Genomic DNA, 18,862 nt, shown 5'->3' with positions numbered 1-18,862 from the left:
CTACAAAGCCCAAATAATCAGTGCCATTAGTTGTGGCGTGATGATACGTAAAAACATAGCTAAAGGATAAACCGTGGCATAAGAAAGTGCGGCAGCACCGCTATTTTGATGAATAGAATTAGCGAATGCTAGAGCGGGAGGATCAGTCATCGAGCCCGCAAGTACGCCACAAAGGGTAAGGTAATTTAACTTAAAAACGAGACGAGCCATTATACCGACTATCAATAATGGGAGTAGTGTGATCGCGATACCATAGCCAATCCAACTTAACCCTTGTCCATATATTAAGGTATCAATAAACCCACCACCGGAATTAAGGCCAACCACAGCTAAAAACATGACGATCCCGAGTTCACGTAGTGCAAGATTAGCACTTGGGGGCATAAACCAATAGAGTTTCCCGAAAGTACCAATACGGCCTAAAATCAAGGCCACGATCAGTGGCCCGCCAGCAAGACCTAATTTTAGTGCAACAGGGATCCCCGGAATAAAAATAGGGATAGAGCCTAATAAAACCCCTAAACCAATGCCAATAAAAACAGGCAACATCTGTACTTGTTCTAATTTTTGTCGTGCATTACCCAAAAGTACTGTAATTGCTTCTATGGCCCCAGGTCTACCCACAACATTTAAAATATCGCCAAACTGTAGCATACTGTTATTACTAGGAATTAATTCAATTCCTGCTCGATTTAATCGTGTGATAACAACATCATATTTTCTTTTTAAATCGAGATCTTTTAATCGTTTACTCAATACTGAGTCATTCGTGACAACAATGCGCACAGATTGTAATTGATGGGTTGAGGTAGAAAGTGAAGCATCTACTTCTTCGCCTAAAATAAGGCGAACCTTATTGAGATCTTCTCTTGAGCCGACAATATGCAGTAAATCGCCTAACTGAATAATAGTGGAAGGCATCGGAACCATAATATCGTCGCCACGTTTCAAACGTGAACAGACAAGGGCATCTTCATTGAGTAGTGGGATATCTTGCATTAATAAGCCATCTAAATTGGGATTGCGAATGGCAATGTTAATGGTATGCAGTGTCTCTTTAGTGCTGTTTTGCTGATGGTTAAAGTGTTTTGCTTCTCGCTCTATATTGATTTTAAATAGCACGCGAATAAACCACATGACCAAAAGAATGCCACAAATTCCCATGGGGTAAGCCATAGCATATCCCATTCCCATTTGACTGATTATGGCTGGATCAATATTAAGGTCGGTGAGGATTTGTTGCCCTGCACCTAATGAAGGCGTGTTCGTTACCGCTCCGGAAAAAATGCCAAGAATAATGGGTAGTGGCACATTAAATAAGTGATAAATAAAGGCTGTTACTAGTGAACCAAGTAAAATAATCAAAATGGCAAAGGCATTGAGCTTAAGCCCAGATACACGTAAAGAAGAGAAAAAACCGGGGCCGACTTGGATACCAATGGTATATACAAAGAGGATAAGGCCGAATTCTTGAATAAAATGGAGTATCTGTGTGTTGAGCACCAGTCCATAACGTTGAGCTAAATGGCCGACAATGATCCCTCCAAACAGCACTCCGCCAATTCCTAAACTGACCCGATAGATTTTAACGTTACCTATCCAAAGTCCTAAGGCGCCTGCTAATGACAACATCACCATTGTTAATGCAATATCACTCATAAAACAGATCCTATGCCAAGTGAAATAGCCAAGTAACTTACTAGCTAAAACGATACATCTAGTTTGCCAAAAAGATAAAAAAACGCTGTGTCTTATTGCACAAATTCAGCATATATAACGATCAAAAAAATAAAAAAGATAAATATTTAGTTAAAATATTTATTTAAAATGAATAGGGTTGAATTTTAATATCAGTGAAACATAATAATTTATAACATCAGAATTATTATATAAAATGAGTTTATTTTTAGATTAAATTAATTACCTGTGTTATTAAAAATAAACCCCTTAGATCTTCTTTTTCTTGTCCTAACAAGGAAAACAGGTTTAACTATGTAATAAAGGTGTTTAACCCTAACGGCTTTTTATAGGTGCTCTATGAGATCCATAATCATTAACAAGTTAATACTAGCGACGTTTATGCTATCACTGACAGGGTGCTCAAGTGTTATGACGCATGCAGGCCCTAATAACGAGCTTTATTCAGGAACAAAAAATAACGTTAATATGCTTTCTGATGATGAAACAGGGTGGGCAATGAAACCGTTAGTTATTCTTGATCTTCCTTTTAGTGCGTTATTAGATACTTTATTGCTTCCTTATGATTATTATACACAACATGATGACAACAGTGATAATTCACCTAAAGAAAGGATAAAAAAATTAGGTAGCACTAATGATACACTTAATACTGGAAATAAAACCTAATTATTATAAATAAGACTAAATATAATCACTTATTTATTATTTAGTCATTATTTATATTTATTTTTTTGCTGTAGCTTCTTTTGGACCAAACATCTTGTTAAGGTTATCAAGCTCTTGCATTCCTTTTTCACAAATTGCTTTTTGCTCTTTTAGGGTGGAAGAACTGATCAACTTTTTATTTTGTTCAAAATTACCTTTTATTTCAGGCATGTTCTGTTTTAAGTCATCTCTTGTAGCAATATATTGTAAGAATTTATCGGCTTCTTTAAAGTAAACCCGACAAGTTTGTGATGTAGCCGCTTGGACTGAAAATGTGGTGACGAATAAAAGTAATGTGCTAATGCCCCAACGTGATTTCATGCTCTAAATTCACCTAACTGATTTGACATAAGGTAATTATATAAAAAGTGCATGAAATAAACGATAACAATAAAGAATAAATTTGTCATTTTTCATGATGTTTTCTGATAACTGTAAAGAAAAATAGCTGTTTCATATAACTTAAGTAAAAGTAGGGTTTATGATGCGGTTAATTTCAGCAATAGTGCTAATAAAAAGTTAAAAATCAGTCGTTTTGGTTGAAAACCATACGAACAGTTGGGAGATAAGAAAAAAGTATTGACGCTTTGGCTTTCTGGCAGTAAGATGCACCTCGTTTTCGGCGAGTAGCGCAGCCTGGTAGCGCAACTGGTTTGGGACCAGTGGGTCGGAGGTTCGAATCCTCTCTCGCCGACCATATTTAGAAACCCCGCTTTTTTAAAGCGGGGTTTTGTCGTTTTAAGGCATCTCTTTATAAATAATCGCTTATGATTTTTTACTCTCTGATCTGATAAGTCGACATAGTTGCATTATTGGTAACTGTGTAGGTAAGTCAGAGTAAAAAGACGGTTTTTATAAATCTTTTTTGTTTCTCTTTACATATACATAGCACTCCTATTTCCGGTGATAAGAGTGTAAATTGAATGCGTATTGAGTTGTCTATTTTAATCTATTGTATTTTATGGTGTTGTGCTTTTTTTTCTGTAGCGAATGAAAGTCATATCGATCCCCCTGTACCAGTAGATTTACCGACAGAAACACAACTTAGAGATCAATTACTACAACAAAATGACAATGTCTCTTTAGTGAACTTAGCGCCACAAAATAAAAGGGAATTTATCACACCTTCTGTACATTGTTTTTCAATCAAACAGGTAAAACTCCATCATCTCGATGAGTTTTCTTCCCCATCACTGCAACGCCAAGTGGCAAAATGGCAAGCTGAATTAGTTGGGCATTGTCAGTCACAGGCATTGTTAGAACAAGATATCAATATTCTGAATGCGCTGCTTTATGATGCAGGTTATGTGACCAGTGAGGTGGGTAAAGTTGATCTTTATGCCGATGACGAGGTATTGGATATCACATTAAATGTCGGGAGAGTGCAAGACATTGTTTCCGAAGCCCCGACAGATAAACGCTATTTGATTTCACAGGCAGTGCCTGTCAAAAAAGGTGATGTTTTAAACGTTAAAGATATTGAACAGGGGGCTGACAATTTCAGATCCCGTCCTAATAGTAATGTCAAAATTCAGATAGAACCCTCGTCAAAAGAACATGAATCCATTATTTCTCTTTCTCAAGTGGGGAAAAGGACAATGGCAGGCTCGGTATCGATTGATAATAAGGAGCAGAAAATTTACGGAGATCTATTTGGCACTACAAGGCTAAGCTTTGGTAATCTAGCGCAACTTAACGATACTTTAATGGTTATTCTTTCAAGTCAACTCGATACCTTAAAATCAAGAGGCATCAAAAAGCAGATCTTTTTATGGCAAGTACCTTATCATTATTGGCGTGCGACATTATTTGGTTATGATATTGGTTCAAAAATGAGAGTCTCTGAAGTGACAAAAGAGTTACAAAAAACGCGTCAACAGCTTCTTTCTTTTGAGATCCAGCGCCAATTTAGACCTTCAACACAGCGTACGGTGACTTTAAGTGGTGGAATACAATATTACACTTATCGCAATGAAGTGTCAGGCTATCGCTTATCAGTCCATGAGCGTCGCAGTCCTTATATTAATGCGGGTATTGAGCAAAATTATCGCTTTATGAGAGGGGGTTTCCTTAATACAAAATTTCATTATAAGCAGAGTGTTTTTATTCCTGGCGCAAGACTATCACCAATAGATTCCCTTAATGGTGTACCCATTTTTAATCTTAATTTTGATGCATTAATTCCTTTTAAAATCACTTCACAGCAATTTTTTTATCAACCAGAAATGATATTTCAACTGACTCGCTCAGATATTGATGGATTACTTGATAAAGCAACCATTGGTGGTCTGTATAGCGTGTATGGTTTTGAGTCCGGCAAAGGTTATTCTGATGCCAATCAGTTTGTTTCCCGGCATAAGGTTACTTGGCTTACACCCTTGAATAACCAAATGCTATTTTCCGCCATAGATTATGGTTCCGTTTCAGAAGATAGAAAAAATATTTTTTATAATAAAAATAAATATTTAGTTGGTGCGGCAATAGGATTAGAAGGTAGCTTTAAGAAACTAAGTTATCAGTTAGTATGGAGCATACCGTTATCAGCCCCTTCTAGTCGAGAAGCAACAGGATCGCAGTTTAATTTTAATACCCAATTTAACTTCTGATTATGGTGATTTATTTTATATTTTTTACTACTGTTTTTATAAATTATTTAATAAATAACTATAGATTATTGGCTTATATAGCATACTAGTAGTCAAAGAGAGAAAAAGGTATTTTTCTCTCTTTGGATTAACGGAGTATTGCGCTGATTATCTTCTATATACTGGTGTTATTCTTCGCTACTAACAGAATAAACCACCCACTTCTTTGTTTCATTTCAATATATTCGTTTAATATTTAAGCGTTCAATCACAAAATATCGTTTTTTTTAAAATAGTCATTTAACTTAAGACTTACTTAATGTGTGGTTTAATTCTCTACCATTAAATCAATTTGTCCAATTTTTATCCTGTAATTGTTTGGTATTTGTTTTGTTTATGTTTGCAACTTGTTCATTTTGGCGTAAAGCCCCTTATTGACGGAAACGAATACAGTTGGTTAATTGAACAATGACAAAATAAAAAGGTATTCCGTTTTTAAACAGGAAACCAAAAAACACAACAGAATAATGACGGAGAATAATGATGAGAAGCTCCAAAAAACAGACAGGGTTGCTAACCGCTACAATCGGCTTACTCGCTTTGGCTATTTCAGCAGGTGTGCAAGCGAAAACATTAGTGTACTGTTCAGAAGGCTCACCGGAAGGATTTAACCCCCAACTATTTACCTCAGGTACGACTTATGACGCAAGCTCAGTACCGCTTTATGATCGCTTAGTTGAGTTTAAACTCGGCACCACTGAAATTACTCCCGGCTTAGCTGAAAGTTGGGAAGTGAGCGATGATGGTAAGGTGTATACTTTCCATTTACGTAAAGGGGTTAGTTGGCATAGCAACAAAGAGTTTAAGCCCACTCGTGAATTTAACGCAGATGATGTGATATATACATTTATGCGTCAAATGGACCCAAATCATCCTTATCATAAAGTCTCTGGTGGAAGTTATGAATATTTCACTGGGATGGATATGAATAACATGATCGAGAAGATCGAAAAAGTGGATGACAATACGGTTCGTTTTGTACTTACCCGTTCAGAAGCGCCTTTCTTGGCTGATATGGCAATGGACTTCGCATCTATTCTTTCTGCCGAGTATGCAGATAATATGATGAAAGCAGGGACTCCTGAGAAAGTGGATCTCAATCCTATTGGTACGGGACCTTTCCAACTGCAACAATATCAAAAAGACTCACGTATTCTTTATAAAGCGAATGATAAATATTGGGGGAAAAAACCTGATATAGATCGTTTAGTTTTCTCTATTACGCCAGATGCCTCAGTTCGTTATGCCAAATTACAAAAGAACGAATGTCAGGCAATGCCTTACCCAAATCCTGCTGATATCGCCAAGATGAAACAAAATAAAGATATCCAGCTACTGGAACAACCCGGATTAAACGTGGGGTATATCTCTTTTAATGTGGAGAAAAAACCGCTTGATAACCAAAAAGTACGTCAAGCATTAAGTATGGCGGTGAATAAAGACGCCATTATTGAAGCTGTCTATCAAGGTGCAGGCCAGAAAGCGAAGAATCTTATTCCACCGACAATGTGGGGTTATAACGATGATATCGTTGATTATGAATATAACCCGGAAAAAGCCAAAGCATTGCTAAAAGAGGCTGGCCTTGCAGATGGCTTTACTATCGATTTATGGGCGATGCCTGTGCAACGGCCATATAACCCTAATGCCCGCCGTATGGCTGAAATGGTACAAGCTGACTGGGAAAAAATTGGTGTGAAAACCAAGATCGTCAGTTATGAGTGGGGTGAATATCTGAAACGTGCTAAATCAGGTGAACACCAGGCTGTGATGATGGGCTGGACGGGAGATAACGGTGATCCTGATAACTTTTTTGCCACACTGTTTAGTTGTGCTGCGAAAGAGCAAGGCTCTAATTACTCGAAATGGTGTTATAAGCCGTTTGAAGATCTGATCCAGCCTGCGCGGATCACGGCAGATCACGATAAGCGTGTTGAGTTATATAAACAAGCTCAAGTGGTGATGCATGACCAAGCGCCAGCACTGATTATTGCTCACTCCACGGTATATGAACCAATCAGTAAAAAAGTAGAGAACTATGTGGTCGACCCATTAGGTAAACACCACTTTAATAATGTCTCTCTAAAATAGTCGTGATATTAACGAGCTGAGTTATCTTTACCACGGTACTTCTCTGAGCGTTTAGAGAAGTACCGCTATCCAATAATAATCAATACATTCAGTACACTGTGAGCGCAGGGGCTTTCCCCTGATTTATCAGCGCTATCTTTTAGCTGATGTGTAAAAAGAGAATTAGGATATGCTGCAATTTATCCTTCAGCGTTTGGGGCTCGTGATCCCAACGTTTATCGGAATTACGTTATTAACCTTTATTTTTGTCCATCTTATTCCGGGTGATCCGGTCATGATTATGGCGGGAGAGCGTGGGTTATCACCAGAGCGTCACGCTTATTTAATGGCGGAATTAGGACTAGATAAACCACTATGGCAACAATATTTAAATTACCTTAACGGCATTATGCACGGTGATTTAGGTATTTCACTAAAAAGTCGTATTCCTGTCTGGGATGAATTTTTGCCACGATTTAAAGCAACCTTAGAGCTAGGTATTTGTGCCATGATTTTTGCTGTTTCAGTGGGCATTCCCGTTGGGGTGCTTGCGGCAGTAAAACGAGGTTCTATTTTTGATCATACGGCAATCAGTGTGTCACTTGCAGGATATTCTATGCCTATCTTCTGGTGGGGGATCATGCTGATTATGCTCGTTTCAGTGAAGCTTGATCTAACACCTGTATCAGGCCGATTGGCGGATAGTGTCTTTCTAGATGATAGCTATCCACTAACGGGATTTATGTTGATTGATACGCTCTTTTGGGGGGAAGAAGGTGATTTTCTCGATGCGCTACACCATATTATTTTACCGGCCATTGTGCTTGGGACTATTCCATTAGCGGTTATTGTGCGCATGACGCGTTCGGCAATGTTGGAAGTATTGGGAGAAGATTATATTCGCACTGCCAGAGCAAAAGGATTAAGTCGTGCACGAGTGATTTTGATCCATGCATTACGTAACGCAATGTTACCTGTTGTGACGGTGATTGGTTTACAAGTTGGTACGATGCTAGCCGGAGCGATACTGACAGAAACTATTTTTTCATGGCCGGGGTTAGGTCGCTGGTTAATTGATGCTCTACAACGTCGAGACTACCCTGTTGTTCAAGGGGGAGTATTGCTCATTGCCACTATGATCATTTTCGTGAATCTATTAGTGGATGTGCTATATGGCATTGTTAACCCACGTATCCGTCATAAGAAATAAGGAGTGCATCATGGCTGAAAATAACGTAACACCGGTCATTAGTGCACCGGTGCCAATGACCCCCTTTCAAGAGTTTTGGCACTATTTCAAACAAAATAAAGGGGCGGTTGTTGGCTTAATTTATATTGTCATTATGCTGTTGATAGCTGCCCTTGCAGGCGTTTTAGCGCCTCATGCACCCAATGAGCAGTTTCGTGAGTTTCTTCTAACGCCCCCAGTATGGCAAGAAGGAGGAAGCTGGAGTTTTATTTTAGGCACTGATGATGTTGGGCGGGATATTCTCTCTCGCTTAATGTATGGTGCGCGCCTTTCATTACTCGTTGGTTGCATTGTCGTTATACTTTCGCTGATTTTAGGCATTATTTTAGGTTTAATGGCTGGCTATTTTGGTGGCATCGTTGATATCGCCATTATGCGCGTAGTCGATATTATGCTGGCATTACCCAGTCTTTTATTAGCATTAGTGTTAGTGGCTATTTTTGGGCCTTCGATTATTAATGCTTCAATCGCTTTAACCTTTGTTGCCCTACCTCATTATGTTCGACTGACGCGTGCGGCAGTGTTAACAGAAATTAACCGTGATTATGTTGTGGCGTCTCGTGTTGCGGGAGCAGGCTCTATACGCCAAATGTTTATCAATATCTTGCCTAACTGCCTTGCTCCTTTAATTGTGCAAGCCTCTTTAGGTTTTTCTAATGCCATCTTAGATATGGCTGCCTTAGGTTTTTTGGGAATGGGCGCACAGCCACCGACACCAGAATGGGGAACTATGTTATCTGATGTGCTGCAATTTACCCAAAGTGCATGGTGGGTAGTGACTTTTCCGGGGTTAGCTATTTTGTTGACGGTTTTAGCCTTTAACTTAATGGGTGACGGTCTACGAGATGCACTCGATCCAAAATTAAAGCAGTAACGGAGTAAGAGCATGGCGTTATTAAATATAAATCAATTATCAGTTCACTTTGGTGATGAAGATACTCCGTTTAAAGCGGTAGACCGGATCAGTTATCAAGTAGAAGAAGGTCAAGTGGTGGGCATTGTTGGCGAGTCAGGCTCAGGGAAATCAGTCAGTTCATTAGCGATTATGGGACTTATTGATTTTCCCGGTCGAGTATCAGCACAAGCCTTACAATTTGATGGACGTGATCTAATGCAAATTTCTGAATCTGAACGTCGTGATTTGGTTGGTGCTGAGGTTGCCATGATATTTCAAGATCCGATGACAAGCCTTAACCCTTGTTTTACGGTCGGTTATCAAATTATGGAGGCCCTCAAAGTTCATCAAGGAGGAAGTCATCGTACGCGTAAACAGCGGGCGATTGATCTATTAACGCTGGTGGGTATTCCTGATCCCGCATCACGTTTAAATGTTTATCCTCATCAACTGTCGGGTGGAATGAGCCAAAGGGTAATGATTGCGATGGCAATTGCTTGCCAACCTAAATTATTGATTGCTGATGAGCCAACCACTGCGCTTGATGTCACCATTCAAGCGCAAATTATCGAGCTATTACTTGAATTACAAAAACAAGAAAATATGGCGTTAGTGTTAATTACTCATGATTTGGCATTAGTCGCAGAAGCTGCAGATACCATTATTGTGATGTATGCAGGGCAAGTTGTTGAATCAGGCTTCGCAACAGAAATTTTCAAAGCGCCTCGCCATCCTTATACCCAAGCTTTATTAAAAGCATTACCTGAATTTGCGAGTGATAAAGCTAGGCTTGAGTCATTACCGGGCGTGGTTCCGGGACGTTATGATAGACCGATGGGATGCTTACTTAATCCTCGTTGCCCCTATGCACAGGATACTTGTTTTCAAATAGAGCCCGAATTGAAAGAGATAGGTAAACATCGAGTGAAATGTCATACACCATTGGATGATACAGGGAGACCAACATATGGCTAATGTTAATCCGAATACTGCAGTGCCTTTATTAAAAGCGGTTAATCTTGCCAAATATTACAGCGTTAAAGGTGGACTTTTTACAAAGGAAAAAACCGTTAAGGCACTAGATGGCGTCTCTTTTGAGCTCGAGCGAGGAAAAACGTTAGCCGTGGTTGGGGAGTCTGGCTGTGGTAAGTCTACCTTAGGTCGATTATTAACGATGATTGAAGTACCAACCTCAGGAGAGCTTTCATATCAAGGGCAAAATTTATTAGTTAAAGATAAATCAGCGGAAAAATTACGGCGCCAAAAGATCCAAATTGTCTTTCAAAATCCTTATGGATCATTAAATCCACGCAAGAAAGTGGGGCAAATATTAGAAGAGCCTCTATTAATTAATACCACGTTAAGTGCACAAGATCGTAAAGAAAAAGTACTTTCTATGATGGCGAAAGTAGGTTTAAAGGCTGAGCACTATAGTCGTTACCCGCATATGTTTTCAGGAGGACAACGCCAACGTATTGCTATCGCCCGTGGTTTAATGCTTGAACCTGATATTGTGGTTGCTGATGAGCCTGTATCTGCCCTAGATGTTTCTGTGCGAGCTCAGGTGCTTAATTTAATGATGGATCTCCAGCAAGAAATGGGACTTTCTTATGTTTTTATTTCCCATGATCTTTCCGTTGTTGAACATATTGCAGATGAAGTGGTGGTGATGTATTTAGGGCGCTGTGTTGAAAAGGGCACTAAAACACAGATATTTGAAAACCCACAACATCCTTACACCCAAGCGTTATTATCAGCAACACCAAGATTAACACCGACATTAAGGCGAGAGAGAATTAAATTAACGGGTGAATTACCTAGTCCGTTAAATCCACCACCAGGATGTGCTTTTGCTGCTCGTTGTCGGCGCGCATTTGGAATGTGTACACAATTACAACCGACTTTAAAAGAGTATCATGGGCAGTTGATTGCTTGTTTTGCCGTAGAGCAAGATCATGGCCAGTTTTAATCAATAGGTTGATAGATAGAATTTATAAAATAAGAACAATGATATTATATGTTGTTCTTATTTTTATATGACTAGCGTTTCTTATTATTTAGTCTCCCTTTAAATTTACTAAATAAAAGGGACGTTATGTTTTATAAAAAATTGCCATTATTAAATCTTCTAGTCATCTCTATTTCATTTGCTTTTATGCATAATAGTGCAGTAGCCAATAACGTTATTGTAGATGCAGGAAAACCTGAAAAAACAACAGTGAGCAAGAATGGAGATGGTTCAGAAACTATTTCTATCAATAAAGCAAACGATATAAATTTATCAGTTAACTATTTTGAACAATTTAATGTTGGAAAAGAAGGCGTTCATATTGATAATAGCGAAGTAAAAGCAAAAGTTATTCTTAACGAAGTAACTTCAAAAAAAACGAGTTCATTAGAGGGGAAAATCTCTGTTTTAGGACAAAATGCAGATTTGATTATCGCCAATCCAAATGGAATTGATTGCTACGGGTGTCAATTTTCAGGTTCAGATAAGGTGATGTTAATTTCAGGGAAATTAGATAGCATTAGAGGCGAAAAATTTTACTTATCAGATGGTTATGTTAATCTAAATAATATTAATAATGCCAATGAAAAACAAACGATCAATGTTTTTTCTAATCGTATTAATATATTGGGTAAAAATAAAATCCCATTGTTTAATGTGATCAATGGCTATGAAATGGTTAGTTTTGTTGGTTATGTTTGGAAAGGTGAACAAGAAAAAGTACTATCTAAAGATAACCAAGAAGGTCTCTCTATTTTAGAAAATAGTTCATTAAAAACGGATCTTTTCTCTTTACAGGGTGGCGTTTTTAATCTTGATGGAAATCTAATCACTAAAAAAATCAATATTATTCGTAATAAAGAAATTAATGCTAATGAAAAATCAATATTCGCAATTATTAATAAAGAAAATGAATTTAGAGCATATAATGAAGTAGATCTAATGTTCATGTTAGCATCTATGAAGTTATATTTACTTGAAAGAGATACAAAAAAATCAGCTGAAATAGCATTAGAATTAGAGGCATTAGAAGAAAAAATAATGGAGTTAGATCCTAATAATATATATATACATAAAAATAAACTAAAGAAAATAAGAAAACTAGCTACTGAAGCTAGGAGAGTTGCTGATCAACAGCAAGCAGAATATAACAAGATCCAGAGTGCTGTTCTTAAAATCGATGAAGCTAAACAAGCAGAAAAAAGAAAGTTGGAGGCTGAAGGTAAAGAAATAGGAACAGCACTTCAGTATATAGAAAGTGACAATATTAACTTTAAAGGTATACTAGCTATTATAAATAGCGAAGTTTTATTTAATGCGAGAAATATTAATGTTGATATTGATAAAACAACTTCTTATGTCAGAAATTCTGGTGTCTCATTTAATGCCCATCAAGATAATAACTACTCGGGTGGATTTGGTCTGAGAAATAGCAGTATCAGATTTTTAGGTTATCGAAATATTCCGATAGGAGATGGTAACGACGATAATAGCTTAAATAAAAATAAGCTTAATGATATTAATTTAAATAAACTATCTATACTTGGTTTTGGTCAGATTTTTGCACATGGAGACAACATAAATATAACAGATGTTAAATTTAAAGAAACTCTTTCAGATGATGGATTAAGTAAAACTTATATAGATTTGATAGCTGATAATGAAATTAATATTAAAGGTCAGTTTAAACCTTTTTTAATTAATGAATATAACTTATTTAAGTTCGCTAACAAGATAACCGAGAATGATAAGGCTATTTTCGATATTAACCCACATGAAATTAAATAATTTAAATGATGATATTTAATAATAACAATTAAAAGAGTAATAAAATTATCATCTAAAAAAGATGAATATTATCTGGTTATTTGTGTTTATAGCCAGATAATTCTTTTTATTGATTTTAACCTGAGTAGAGATGCAGGCTTTAGTGTGTTTTTTCTTTATTGATTGTGATACATAATCGAAAAAATACAGTATAATCACCGTTGTTCAAGCATGGTTACTGGAAATAGCACTGATGAAACCTCATCTCAAACGTTCACTAACAATTAAACAGATGGCTGCTGTTGCAGGTGTCACGTTGGTGACTATTGCTATTTTTATTAGTATTCAGCTTGTTTATTTGATTGATCAACGCCGAGAAGATTATCAAAATCAGCTATTTAATGCGGCAGTCAGTATACAACAACCGCTAGCTGATGCGCTATTGCGTTCAGATTTAAATGATGCCAAACAACTGATCATTAGTTTAAAAACGACCGGGGTACTGGGTAAAGCGATTGTGACACAACCCGAAAATGTTCAGGTGATGAACTTAGATTTTGCACCGAAAAAATCAGTTTCTCAATTTTCACGTTGGCTGTTTGGCATCCCTGTTGAAGTGACTATCCCTTTACAGCCTTTAGGTATTACCTCCGCTGACGATAAAGCCTATACCAGTCATCTTATTTTACAGGCAGATACTAACCGTTTTTATCGTTTTGCGAGTAATACTGTCGCACTGATGTTGACGACTTATTTATTAATGGGTCTTATCCTCACTATTGCAATTAGCTGGTGTATTAATCGTATTATGGTAAAACCGTTGCGCCACATTGCTGTGACTCTTAATAAAAGTAATCAGGTTTCGATGTTGTCGTGTTCAGAATCTCATCGTGATGATGAGATTGGTTTGCTGATTAAAGGATATAATCAACAAAAATCTGATCAAAAAGAGTCAGATATCTGAACCTTCTTACACCACTATGACTCTAATCACGTGAGTGATTTTATTTTAGCGTTCTGTGGTGATAAAGATGACAACGCAACATACAGACATTTTATATCTAACATGTCTTCCGGCATTTATTGTTAAACCTCATAAGTGGTTTAATACCAAGGATTAATAAAACAGAGGTTCACATGCAGGGTGCAATGACACGAATTTTATTGGGAAGCGTTATGTTCAGCGCTGCTATTTGTCAGGTTCAAGCTGAAGCACTGCAGCCTGATCCTGCTTGGCAAGAAGGGCGACTCGCAAATGGTTTCCAATGGCAAATTTTACAAACACCACAACGCCCAAATGATAGGATCCAAATTCGCTTATTAGTGAATACGGGCTCTTTATCAGAAAAGCGCAGTGAAACAGGGTTTTCATCTCTGGTGTCAAAACTGAATGTGTTAGAAAACACCGGATTAACACCAGAAAAACGCGATAATCTTTGGAAAAATGCATTCGATCCTGATTATCCATTGCCACCGATGATCGTCTCTTATGACTTTACGGTTTATAACTTAAGCTTGCCCAATAACCAGCCTGAATTATTAAAAGATGCCTTTGCATTATTGGCGGGTATAGCAAAACCGGCACAATATACAGAAGATGCGGTTCGAAATGCGATTCAATCACCGCTTCCGGTGGTGACTTTTCCCGCTAATATTGATGATCCTATCTGGCGTTCACGTCTAGAAGGCTCAAATCTAAAAGGCCATAATCCAGGTAAACCGGTTAATCATTCGGTAAATACAAAAGAGTTATCAGATTATCAACAGCGTTGGTATACCCCAGATATGATGACGTTATATATTGCCGGTAATGTTGATAATCGTATCTTAACCGAAAGTATTAATCAGGCATTTTCTTCTCTTGAAGGAAAACGCGTGACACCTGTGCCTGTGCCTGTTCTTGCCGATATGAAACCAGAAACATTGTATGTGCAAGAACCCATGCGAAAAAATGACCAAATCTCTCTTATTTGGGATCTAGATTGGTCACCAGTGAAAGATTCTGACACACTGAGCCGTTATTGGTTAAGTGATTTAGCGCGTGAAGTGATTTTTGTGCACTTAGGTCGTAGTCTCGAACAGCGTAAAGAAAAAGAAAGTACGCAAGTGAATATCGATTGTCGAGTGCAATATCAACGAGCCAGTTGCTCGTTAAATGTTGATACAGCAACGGCAAATATTCCTGCACTTGCCACTTGGGTGGGGGAAGAGCTTGGCGAATTACGTAATCAAGGTGTCAGTGATGAATTGTATCAAGATTTACTTCAAGAAAAGCAAATTCAACTCACTCAATTGTTTGCGCGTTATGCCAAAACAAGTACTTCTATCTTAATTAATCAGCGTTTATTGTCTCAGCAAAGCAATATTATTGATATTCCACCAGAGCAATATCAGCGTTTACGCCAAGCATTTTTAGCGGGTTTAACGAAAGAGATGTTAAATCAAGAGTTATCGAGAATTCTATCTGAGGATATCACTTTTGTATTAACGCAAAGTAGCGAGACGCCAACGGTAAACTTGGGTGAATTGCGAGTGCAATTTGAAAAGCAAGTTCACCCAGAAACAGCGAATAGCTCAAACACGGCTAAAACATCGTTAACTACTGGTGAAAAAGCTTCGGTGCAGGCAGATGCACAACAGACAAAATAGATAAGTAGTACGGCATTAACTTAATAAATAAAAGCTGGAAATAGCCTAACGCTATTTTCAGCTTTTTTATCGTTATATGTTAAACCGCTAGCTTATTTTTTTGCACTGGCACGTAAATCGGTTACTGTTTTACCACCTATCCCCCAGTTATCTGTATCAACTTCATCGATAACGACGACAGTTGTCGCAGGATTTTTGCCTAACACATCCACTAAAAGCTGTGTTGCCCCAGCAATTAATTGTTCTTTTTGTTCTGCTGTTGCACCTTCGCGGGTAATTTTAATATTAACGTATGGCATTTATTTTTCCTTATTACGTTTTACATTATTTGATAGGTGGTTAATGCAGGGAATTAACCCTATCTCGTGAGGTTACAATTTTAGGTGATAGATTGCGTTTCACTCTTGTGTTTTTCTTTGCGCATATTAGGTCCATCTGTTGCAATCCAAGCGGCACAAAAGAGTGTTAGTCGTGCAAAAAAGTAGAAGAAAGCCATTAAACCAATCACAGAGCCAAAAGCTGCACCAGAAGGTGAACTGGCTAATCTAGGTAATAACCATGTCATCACCGACTTTAAGATCTCAAAGCCAATTGCGGCGATAAGCGTTCCTTTTAATAATGAGATACGTTTAGGTTGGTGACGAGGTAAGATCCACAATATCCACAAAAATAACAGATAATTGGCACTAATAGAGATAGTTAAACCAATGGTTGTCCAAGCAGGTGTGAGCCATTCAATACCATCTAAACCTAATGTATGCACAATCAATTTTTGTGCGGAGCCAGCAACGGAGGTTAGTGTAATAGTGATAACAAGTGCAACAAGTAAACCGATAAGGGCTAAAAAATCGCGAAAATAACGAAAGTAAATTTTTTCTTGATCTTCTTTGTTACGTTCCCATATCGGGCGAGATTGAGCCAAAATGGCTTGGCGTAAGTTCCCGACCCAGTTAACACCAGAATACAAGGCGATGGCTAACCCTGTTAAACCTACGGTTGTACGTTGACGAACCGCAGTATCAATACTTTGTTGAACGGTTGAGGCTAAGGTTGGATCATCAATACTATTGGCAACCCCCGTGATTAATTTGGCCAACAAATCAGGATTTGAAGCTAAAATAAAACCTGCACAAGCAAAAGAGAGCATTAGTACAGGAATTAATGATAAAAATGAGAAGTAAGTGATAGCCGCACCAAACTGGTTTCCCATTCGGTCAGTAAAACGCTCTGCCGCTCGAATAAGGTGAGCAATAAAGGGAATGTTGGTAACAAAATTAGTGAATTTTATACCAATACCAATGGCTTTTTTTCCACCATGAAGCCCTTTTTCTAACCCATGTTTAATGGGCTGAGTCAGTTGAGTGTTTTTATTGGATGCCTTTTTCTGTGTCTCTTCTGACATATATCCTCTTTAATTAAATCAGTCCATTCTTAAGAATTGAGTACTATTATGATAATGATTATTGAAAAATAGCATAAGGTTATGTTTATTACATAACTTAATGTTTATTATCATTAGCTATCTATTAGGGTAGCAGAGTTGTCTGCTTTGGCTTAAGTATGATGATATTTTTAACAGTTATGCGCTTTTTAGCTAAGCAAACCTATGATTAGCAGGTAGTTCGAATGAATAATAATTCCCATTATATGGCTTAACATAATGGGAATTTACGGGGCATTATTTTTTTGTGAGTAGCTCTAACTCTTCTTCAGCTGCTTTCAACTCAGCTTTTGCTTGCGCAAGTTTATCTTCTCTTTTAGTAATTTTATCGCGCTCTCCCTTAAGTTGCGCTTCTTTTAATTCTAATTCACGCTCTTTCACTTCCAGTTGTTTTTCACGTAATTCTAGGCGGGTATCTTCAACAACCTTTTCTGGAGTGCAATAACGTTCTACTTTATTAAGTGCTCGCTCTAAGCCTTGTACTCGATATTGATTACCATGCATTTTGGCATAGTCGATTTGTCGTTGAATATTCTGTTTTTTGATGTCACAACCATTAACCGCTGTTTCTGCTGATGCATAACTAGCTGTTAAACTAAGAATAATTGCAGTAAAAATATATTTTTTCATTCTATTCCTTTATCTGACTTAAGTTAAATATTGATTTATCATAACCTCTGCCTGCCAAGACACAATGTTTCTTTTTCTTTCAATAAAGAAGTTCAGCTTTTTCTGATACACTTAGCTTATTCACTCTTTTCAGAGTAAGTTAATTACTTTGCTATGCCCATTTCTAACGGAAGATAAAGAATGCTGAGCTATCGTCATAGTTTCCACGCTGGCAACCACGCCGATGTATTAAAACATATTGTTCAAACCCTGATTATTGAGTCTTTAAAAGAGAAAGAAAAACCGTTTCTTTATTTGGATACTCATGCTGGCGCTGGACGTTATCAGCTCACCAATGCACATGCGACTCGCACGGGAGAATACTTAGAAGGCATTGCACGCTTATGGCAACAAGAAGAGGTGCCTGAACTTATCTTGCCTTATTTGGAGGCGGTCGGTTCGTTAAATACATCTGATGAGTTACGTTATTATCCCGGCTCTCCTTTATTGGCTGCTAAATTATTGCGTGAGCAAGATCTGTTAATGCTAACTGAATTACATCCCACCGATTTCCCTTTATTACGTACGGAATTTTCCCGCGATAAACGTGTGAGAGTGTGTCGGGAAGATGGCTTTGGACAATTAAAATCAAAACTCCCTCCCGCCAGTCGTCGTGGGTTTGCTTTAATTGATCCACCTTATGAACTTAAACAAGATTATAGTGCGGTTGTTAAAGGCATTGTGGAAGGCTATAAACGTTTCGCCACCGGGACCTATGCAATTTGGTATCCTGTTGTGCATCGCCAACAAATTAAACGGATGCTAAAAGAGCTAGAGGCCACCGGTATTCGTAAAATTCTGCAAATTGAGTTGGCAGTGAAACCAGATAGTGATCAACTAGGTATGACAGCATCAGGTATGATTGTTATTAACCCACCTTGGAAATTGGCATCACAAATGGCGTCTATCTTGCCTTGGCTACATAAAACCTTGGTTCCTGAAGGTACTGGACACACATTAGTTGAATGGGTTGTACCAGAATAAATCATTTATTACTGTTTTACCTATTACTGTAAAAGCGAAAACCTAACCTGCTAAGTAATAAAATTTGTCATAATAGACT

The 18,862-nt window shown here is 37.8% G+C and carries 16 protein-coding genes and 1 tRNA gene; 12 read left to right on the top strand and 5 right to left on the bottom strand.

Features of this window, described 5'->3' with window-relative positions:
* Positions 1 to 1,659 (bottom strand): putative transporter, encoded by a 1,659-nt coding sequence (locus GWI58_RS05500; protein ID WP_017628660.1) that lies wholly within the window; start codon positions 1,657 to 1,659, stop codon positions 1 to 3.
* A gap of 378 nt (positions 1,660 to 2,037) precedes the next feature.
* On the opposite strand from GWI58_RS05500, the gene GWI58_RS05495 reads away from it, so the two are divergent.
* Entirely contained in the window at positions 2,038 to 2,367 is a 330-nt protein-coding gene (locus GWI58_RS05495; protein WP_004246836.1) for a YceK/YidQ family lipoprotein, read from the top strand.
* A 57-nt stretch (positions 2,368 to 2,424) separates the two neighbouring features.
* Here GWI58_RS05495 and GWI58_RS05490 read toward each other — a convergent pair whose 3' ends face one another.
* The gene (locus tag GWI58_RS05490) at positions 2,425 to 2,727 is read right to left on the bottom strand and encodes a DUF5339 family protein (protein ID WP_004246838.1); all 303 of its coding nucleotides are present in this window, start codon (positions 2,725 to 2,727) and stop codon (positions 2,425 to 2,427) included.
* 299 nt (positions 2,728 to 3,026) lie between these two features.
* On the opposite strand from GWI58_RS05490, the gene GWI58_RS05485 reads away from it, so the two are divergent.
* The 10 genes from GWI58_RS05485 to GWI58_RS05440 all read left to right on the top strand — a co-directional run bounded on the left by GWI58_RS05485 (position 3,027) and on the right by GWI58_RS05440 (position 15,689).
* Positions 3,027 to 3,103, top strand: a tRNA-Pro gene (locus GWI58_RS05485).
* Between the two features lie 226 nt (positions 3,104 to 3,329).
* The gene (locus GWI58_RS05480; RefSeq protein WP_004246839.1) at positions 3,330 to 5,012 is read left to right on the top strand and encodes a ShlB/FhaC/HecB family hemolysin secretion/activation protein; all 1,683 of its coding nucleotides are present in this window, start codon (positions 3,330 to 3,332) and stop codon (positions 5,010 to 5,012) included.
* 522 nt (positions 5,013 to 5,534) lie between these two features.
* Positions 5,535 to 7,142 carry a dipeptide ABC transporter periplasmic-binding protein DppA gene (gene dppA / locus GWI58_RS05475; RefSeq protein ID WP_004249098.1) on the top strand — a complete coding sequence of 536 codons (1,608 nt, stop codon included), beginning with the start codon at positions 5,535 to 5,537 and terminating at the stop codon, positions 7,140 to 7,142.
* A gap of 169 nt (positions 7,143 to 7,311) precedes the next feature.
* Positions 7,312 to 8,331: a dipeptide ABC transporter permease DppB gene (gene dppB / locus GWI58_RS05470; protein WP_004246841.1), complete on the top strand. Its 1,020-nt coding sequence runs from the start codon at positions 7,312 to 7,314 to the stop codon at positions 8,329 to 8,331.
* A gap of 10 nt (positions 8,332 to 8,341) precedes the next feature.
* On the top strand, positions 8,342 to 9,244 hold the full coding sequence (dppC, locus tag GWI58_RS05465; protein WP_004249100.1) for a dipeptide ABC transporter permease DppC: 903 nt from the start codon (positions 8,342 to 8,344) through the stop codon (positions 9,242 to 9,244).
* A gap of 12 nt (positions 9,245 to 9,256) precedes the next feature.
* On the top strand, positions 9,257 to 10,240 hold the full coding sequence (gene dppD / locus GWI58_RS05460; protein ID WP_094959571.1) for a dipeptide ABC transporter ATP-binding protein: 984 nt from the start codon (positions 9,257 to 9,259) through the stop codon (positions 10,238 to 10,240).
* Positions 10,233 to 11,234: a dipeptide ABC transporter ATP-binding subunit DppF gene (gene dppF / locus GWI58_RS05455; protein WP_094959572.1), complete on the top strand. Its 1,002-nt coding sequence runs from the start codon at positions 10,233 to 10,235 to the stop codon at positions 11,232 to 11,234. The genes dppD and dppF overlap by 8 nt, the downstream gene beginning before the upstream one ends.
* Before the next feature lie 126 nt (positions 11,235 to 11,360).
* Entirely contained in the window at positions 11,361 to 13,061 is a 1,701-nt protein-coding gene (locus tag GWI58_RS05450; RefSeq protein ID WP_161768975.1) for a two-partner secretion domain-containing protein, read from the top strand.
* 232 nt (positions 13,062 to 13,293) lie between these two features.
* On the top strand, positions 13,294 to 14,004 hold the full coding sequence (locus GWI58_RS05445; RefSeq protein WP_110229562.1) for a HAMP domain-containing protein: 711 nt from the start codon (positions 13,294 to 13,296) through the stop codon (positions 14,002 to 14,004).
* A 212-nt stretch (positions 14,005 to 14,216) separates the two neighbouring features.
* On the top strand, positions 14,217 to 15,689 hold the full coding sequence (locus GWI58_RS05440; protein ID WP_223293380.1) for a M16 family metallopeptidase: 1,473 nt from the start codon (positions 14,217 to 14,219) through the stop codon (positions 15,687 to 15,689).
* Positions 15,690 to 15,781: 92 nt separating this feature from the next.
* Here the strand turns inward: GWI58_RS05440 and GWI58_RS05435 are convergent, their stop codons facing one another.
* The 3 genes from GWI58_RS05435 to GWI58_RS05425 form a co-directional block, all read right to left on the bottom strand.
* Positions 15,782 to 15,988 (bottom strand): 2-hydroxymuconate tautomerase family protein, encoded by a 207-nt coding sequence (locus GWI58_RS05435; protein WP_004246849.1) that lies wholly within the window; start codon positions 15,986 to 15,988, stop codon positions 15,782 to 15,784.
* An 80-nt stretch (positions 15,989 to 16,068) separates the two neighbouring features.
* Positions 16,069 to 17,091, bottom strand: a complete 1,023-nt coding sequence (gene yhjD / locus GWI58_RS05430; protein ID WP_004246850.1) for an inner membrane protein YhjD — start codon at positions 17,089 to 17,091, stop codon at positions 16,069 to 16,071.
* 276 nt (positions 17,092 to 17,367) lie between these two features.
* Positions 17,368 to 17,760, bottom strand: coding sequence for a DUF1090 domain-containing protein (locus GWI58_RS05425; RefSeq protein WP_004246851.1), 393 nt, complete (start codon positions 17,758 to 17,760; stop codon positions 17,368 to 17,370).
* A gap of 180 nt (positions 17,761 to 17,940) precedes the next feature.
* Here GWI58_RS05425 and GWI58_RS05420 point away from each other — a divergent pair, with 180 nt between their 5' ends.
* Entirely contained in the window at positions 17,941 to 18,783 is an 843-nt protein-coding gene (locus GWI58_RS05420) for a 23S rRNA (adenine(2030)-N(6))-methyltransferase RlmJ (RefSeq protein WP_004246852.1), read from the top strand.
* Positions 18,784 to 18,862: the final 79 nt, after the last annotated feature.

It is taken from the genome of Proteus sp. G2674, assembly GCF_009915195.1.
GTDB classification, from domain to species: domain Bacteria; phylum Pseudomonadota; class Gammaproteobacteria; order Enterobacterales; family Enterobacteriaceae; genus Proteus; species Proteus mirabilis.
The sequence above is the reverse complement of the archived record's forward strand: the minus strand, read 5'-3'. Positions and strand labels throughout refer to the sequence as shown.

What these genes read in the sequence shown, in the direction of transcription:
- GWI58_RS05425 (WP_004246851.1), bottom strand. Translation starts at nt 17,760, where the DNA reads ATGAAAAAATATATTTTTACTGCAATTATTCTTAGTTTAACAGCTAGT.
- dppD (WP_094959571.1), top strand. Translation starts at nt 9,257, where the DNA reads ATGGCGTTATTAAATATAAATCAATTATCAGTTCACTTTGGTGATGAA.
- dppB (WP_004246841.1), top strand. Translation starts at nt 7,312, where the DNA reads ATGCTGCAATTTATCCTTCAGCGTTTGGGGCTCGTGATCCCAACGTTT.
- dppF (WP_094959572.1), top strand. Translation starts at nt 10,233, where the DNA reads ATGGCTAATGTTAATCCGAATACTGCAGTGCCTTTATTAAAAGCGGTT.
- GWI58_RS05435 (WP_004246849.1), bottom strand. Translation starts at nt 15,988, where the DNA reads ATGCCATACGTTAATATTAAAATTACCCGCGAAGGTGCAACAGCAGAA.
- GWI58_RS05500 (WP_017628660.1), bottom strand. Translation starts at nt 1,659, where the DNA reads ATGAGTGATATTGCATTAACAATGGTGATGTTGTCATTAGCAGGCGCC.
- yhjD (WP_004246850.1), bottom strand. Translation starts at nt 17,091, where the DNA reads ATGTCAGAAGAGACACAGAAAAAGGCATCCAATAAAAACACTCAACTG.
- GWI58_RS05420 (WP_004246852.1), top strand. Translation starts at nt 17,941, where the DNA reads ATGCTGAGCTATCGTCATAGTTTCCACGCTGGCAACCACGCCGATGTA.
- GWI58_RS05450 (WP_161768975.1), top strand. Translation starts at nt 11,361, where the DNA reads ATGTTTTATAAAAAATTGCCATTATTAAATCTTCTAGTCATCTCTATT.
- GWI58_RS05490 (WP_004246838.1), bottom strand. Translation starts at nt 2,727, where the DNA reads ATGAAATCACGTTGGGGCATTAGCACATTACTTTTATTCGTCACCACA.
- GWI58_RS05440 (WP_223293380.1), top strand. Translation starts at nt 14,217, where the DNA reads ATGTTCAGCGCTGCTATTTGTCAGGTTCAAGCTGAAGCACTGCAGCCT.
- GWI58_RS05495 (WP_004246836.1), top strand. Translation starts at nt 2,038, where the DNA reads ATGAGATCCATAATCATTAACAAGTTAATACTAGCGACGTTTATGCTA.
- dppC (WP_004249100.1), top strand. Translation starts at nt 8,342, where the DNA reads ATGGCTGAAAATAACGTAACACCGGTCATTAGTGCACCGGTGCCAATG.
- GWI58_RS05445 (WP_110229562.1), top strand. Translation starts at nt 13,294, where the DNA reads ATGAAACCTCATCTCAAACGTTCACTAACAATTAAACAGATGGCTGCT.
- GWI58_RS05480 (WP_004246839.1), top strand. Translation starts at nt 3,330, where the DNA reads ATGCGTATTGAGTTGTCTATTTTAATCTATTGTATTTTATGGTGTTGT.
- dppA (WP_004249098.1), top strand. Translation starts at nt 5,535, where the DNA reads ATGAGAAGCTCCAAAAAACAGACAGGGTTGCTAACCGCTACAATCGGC.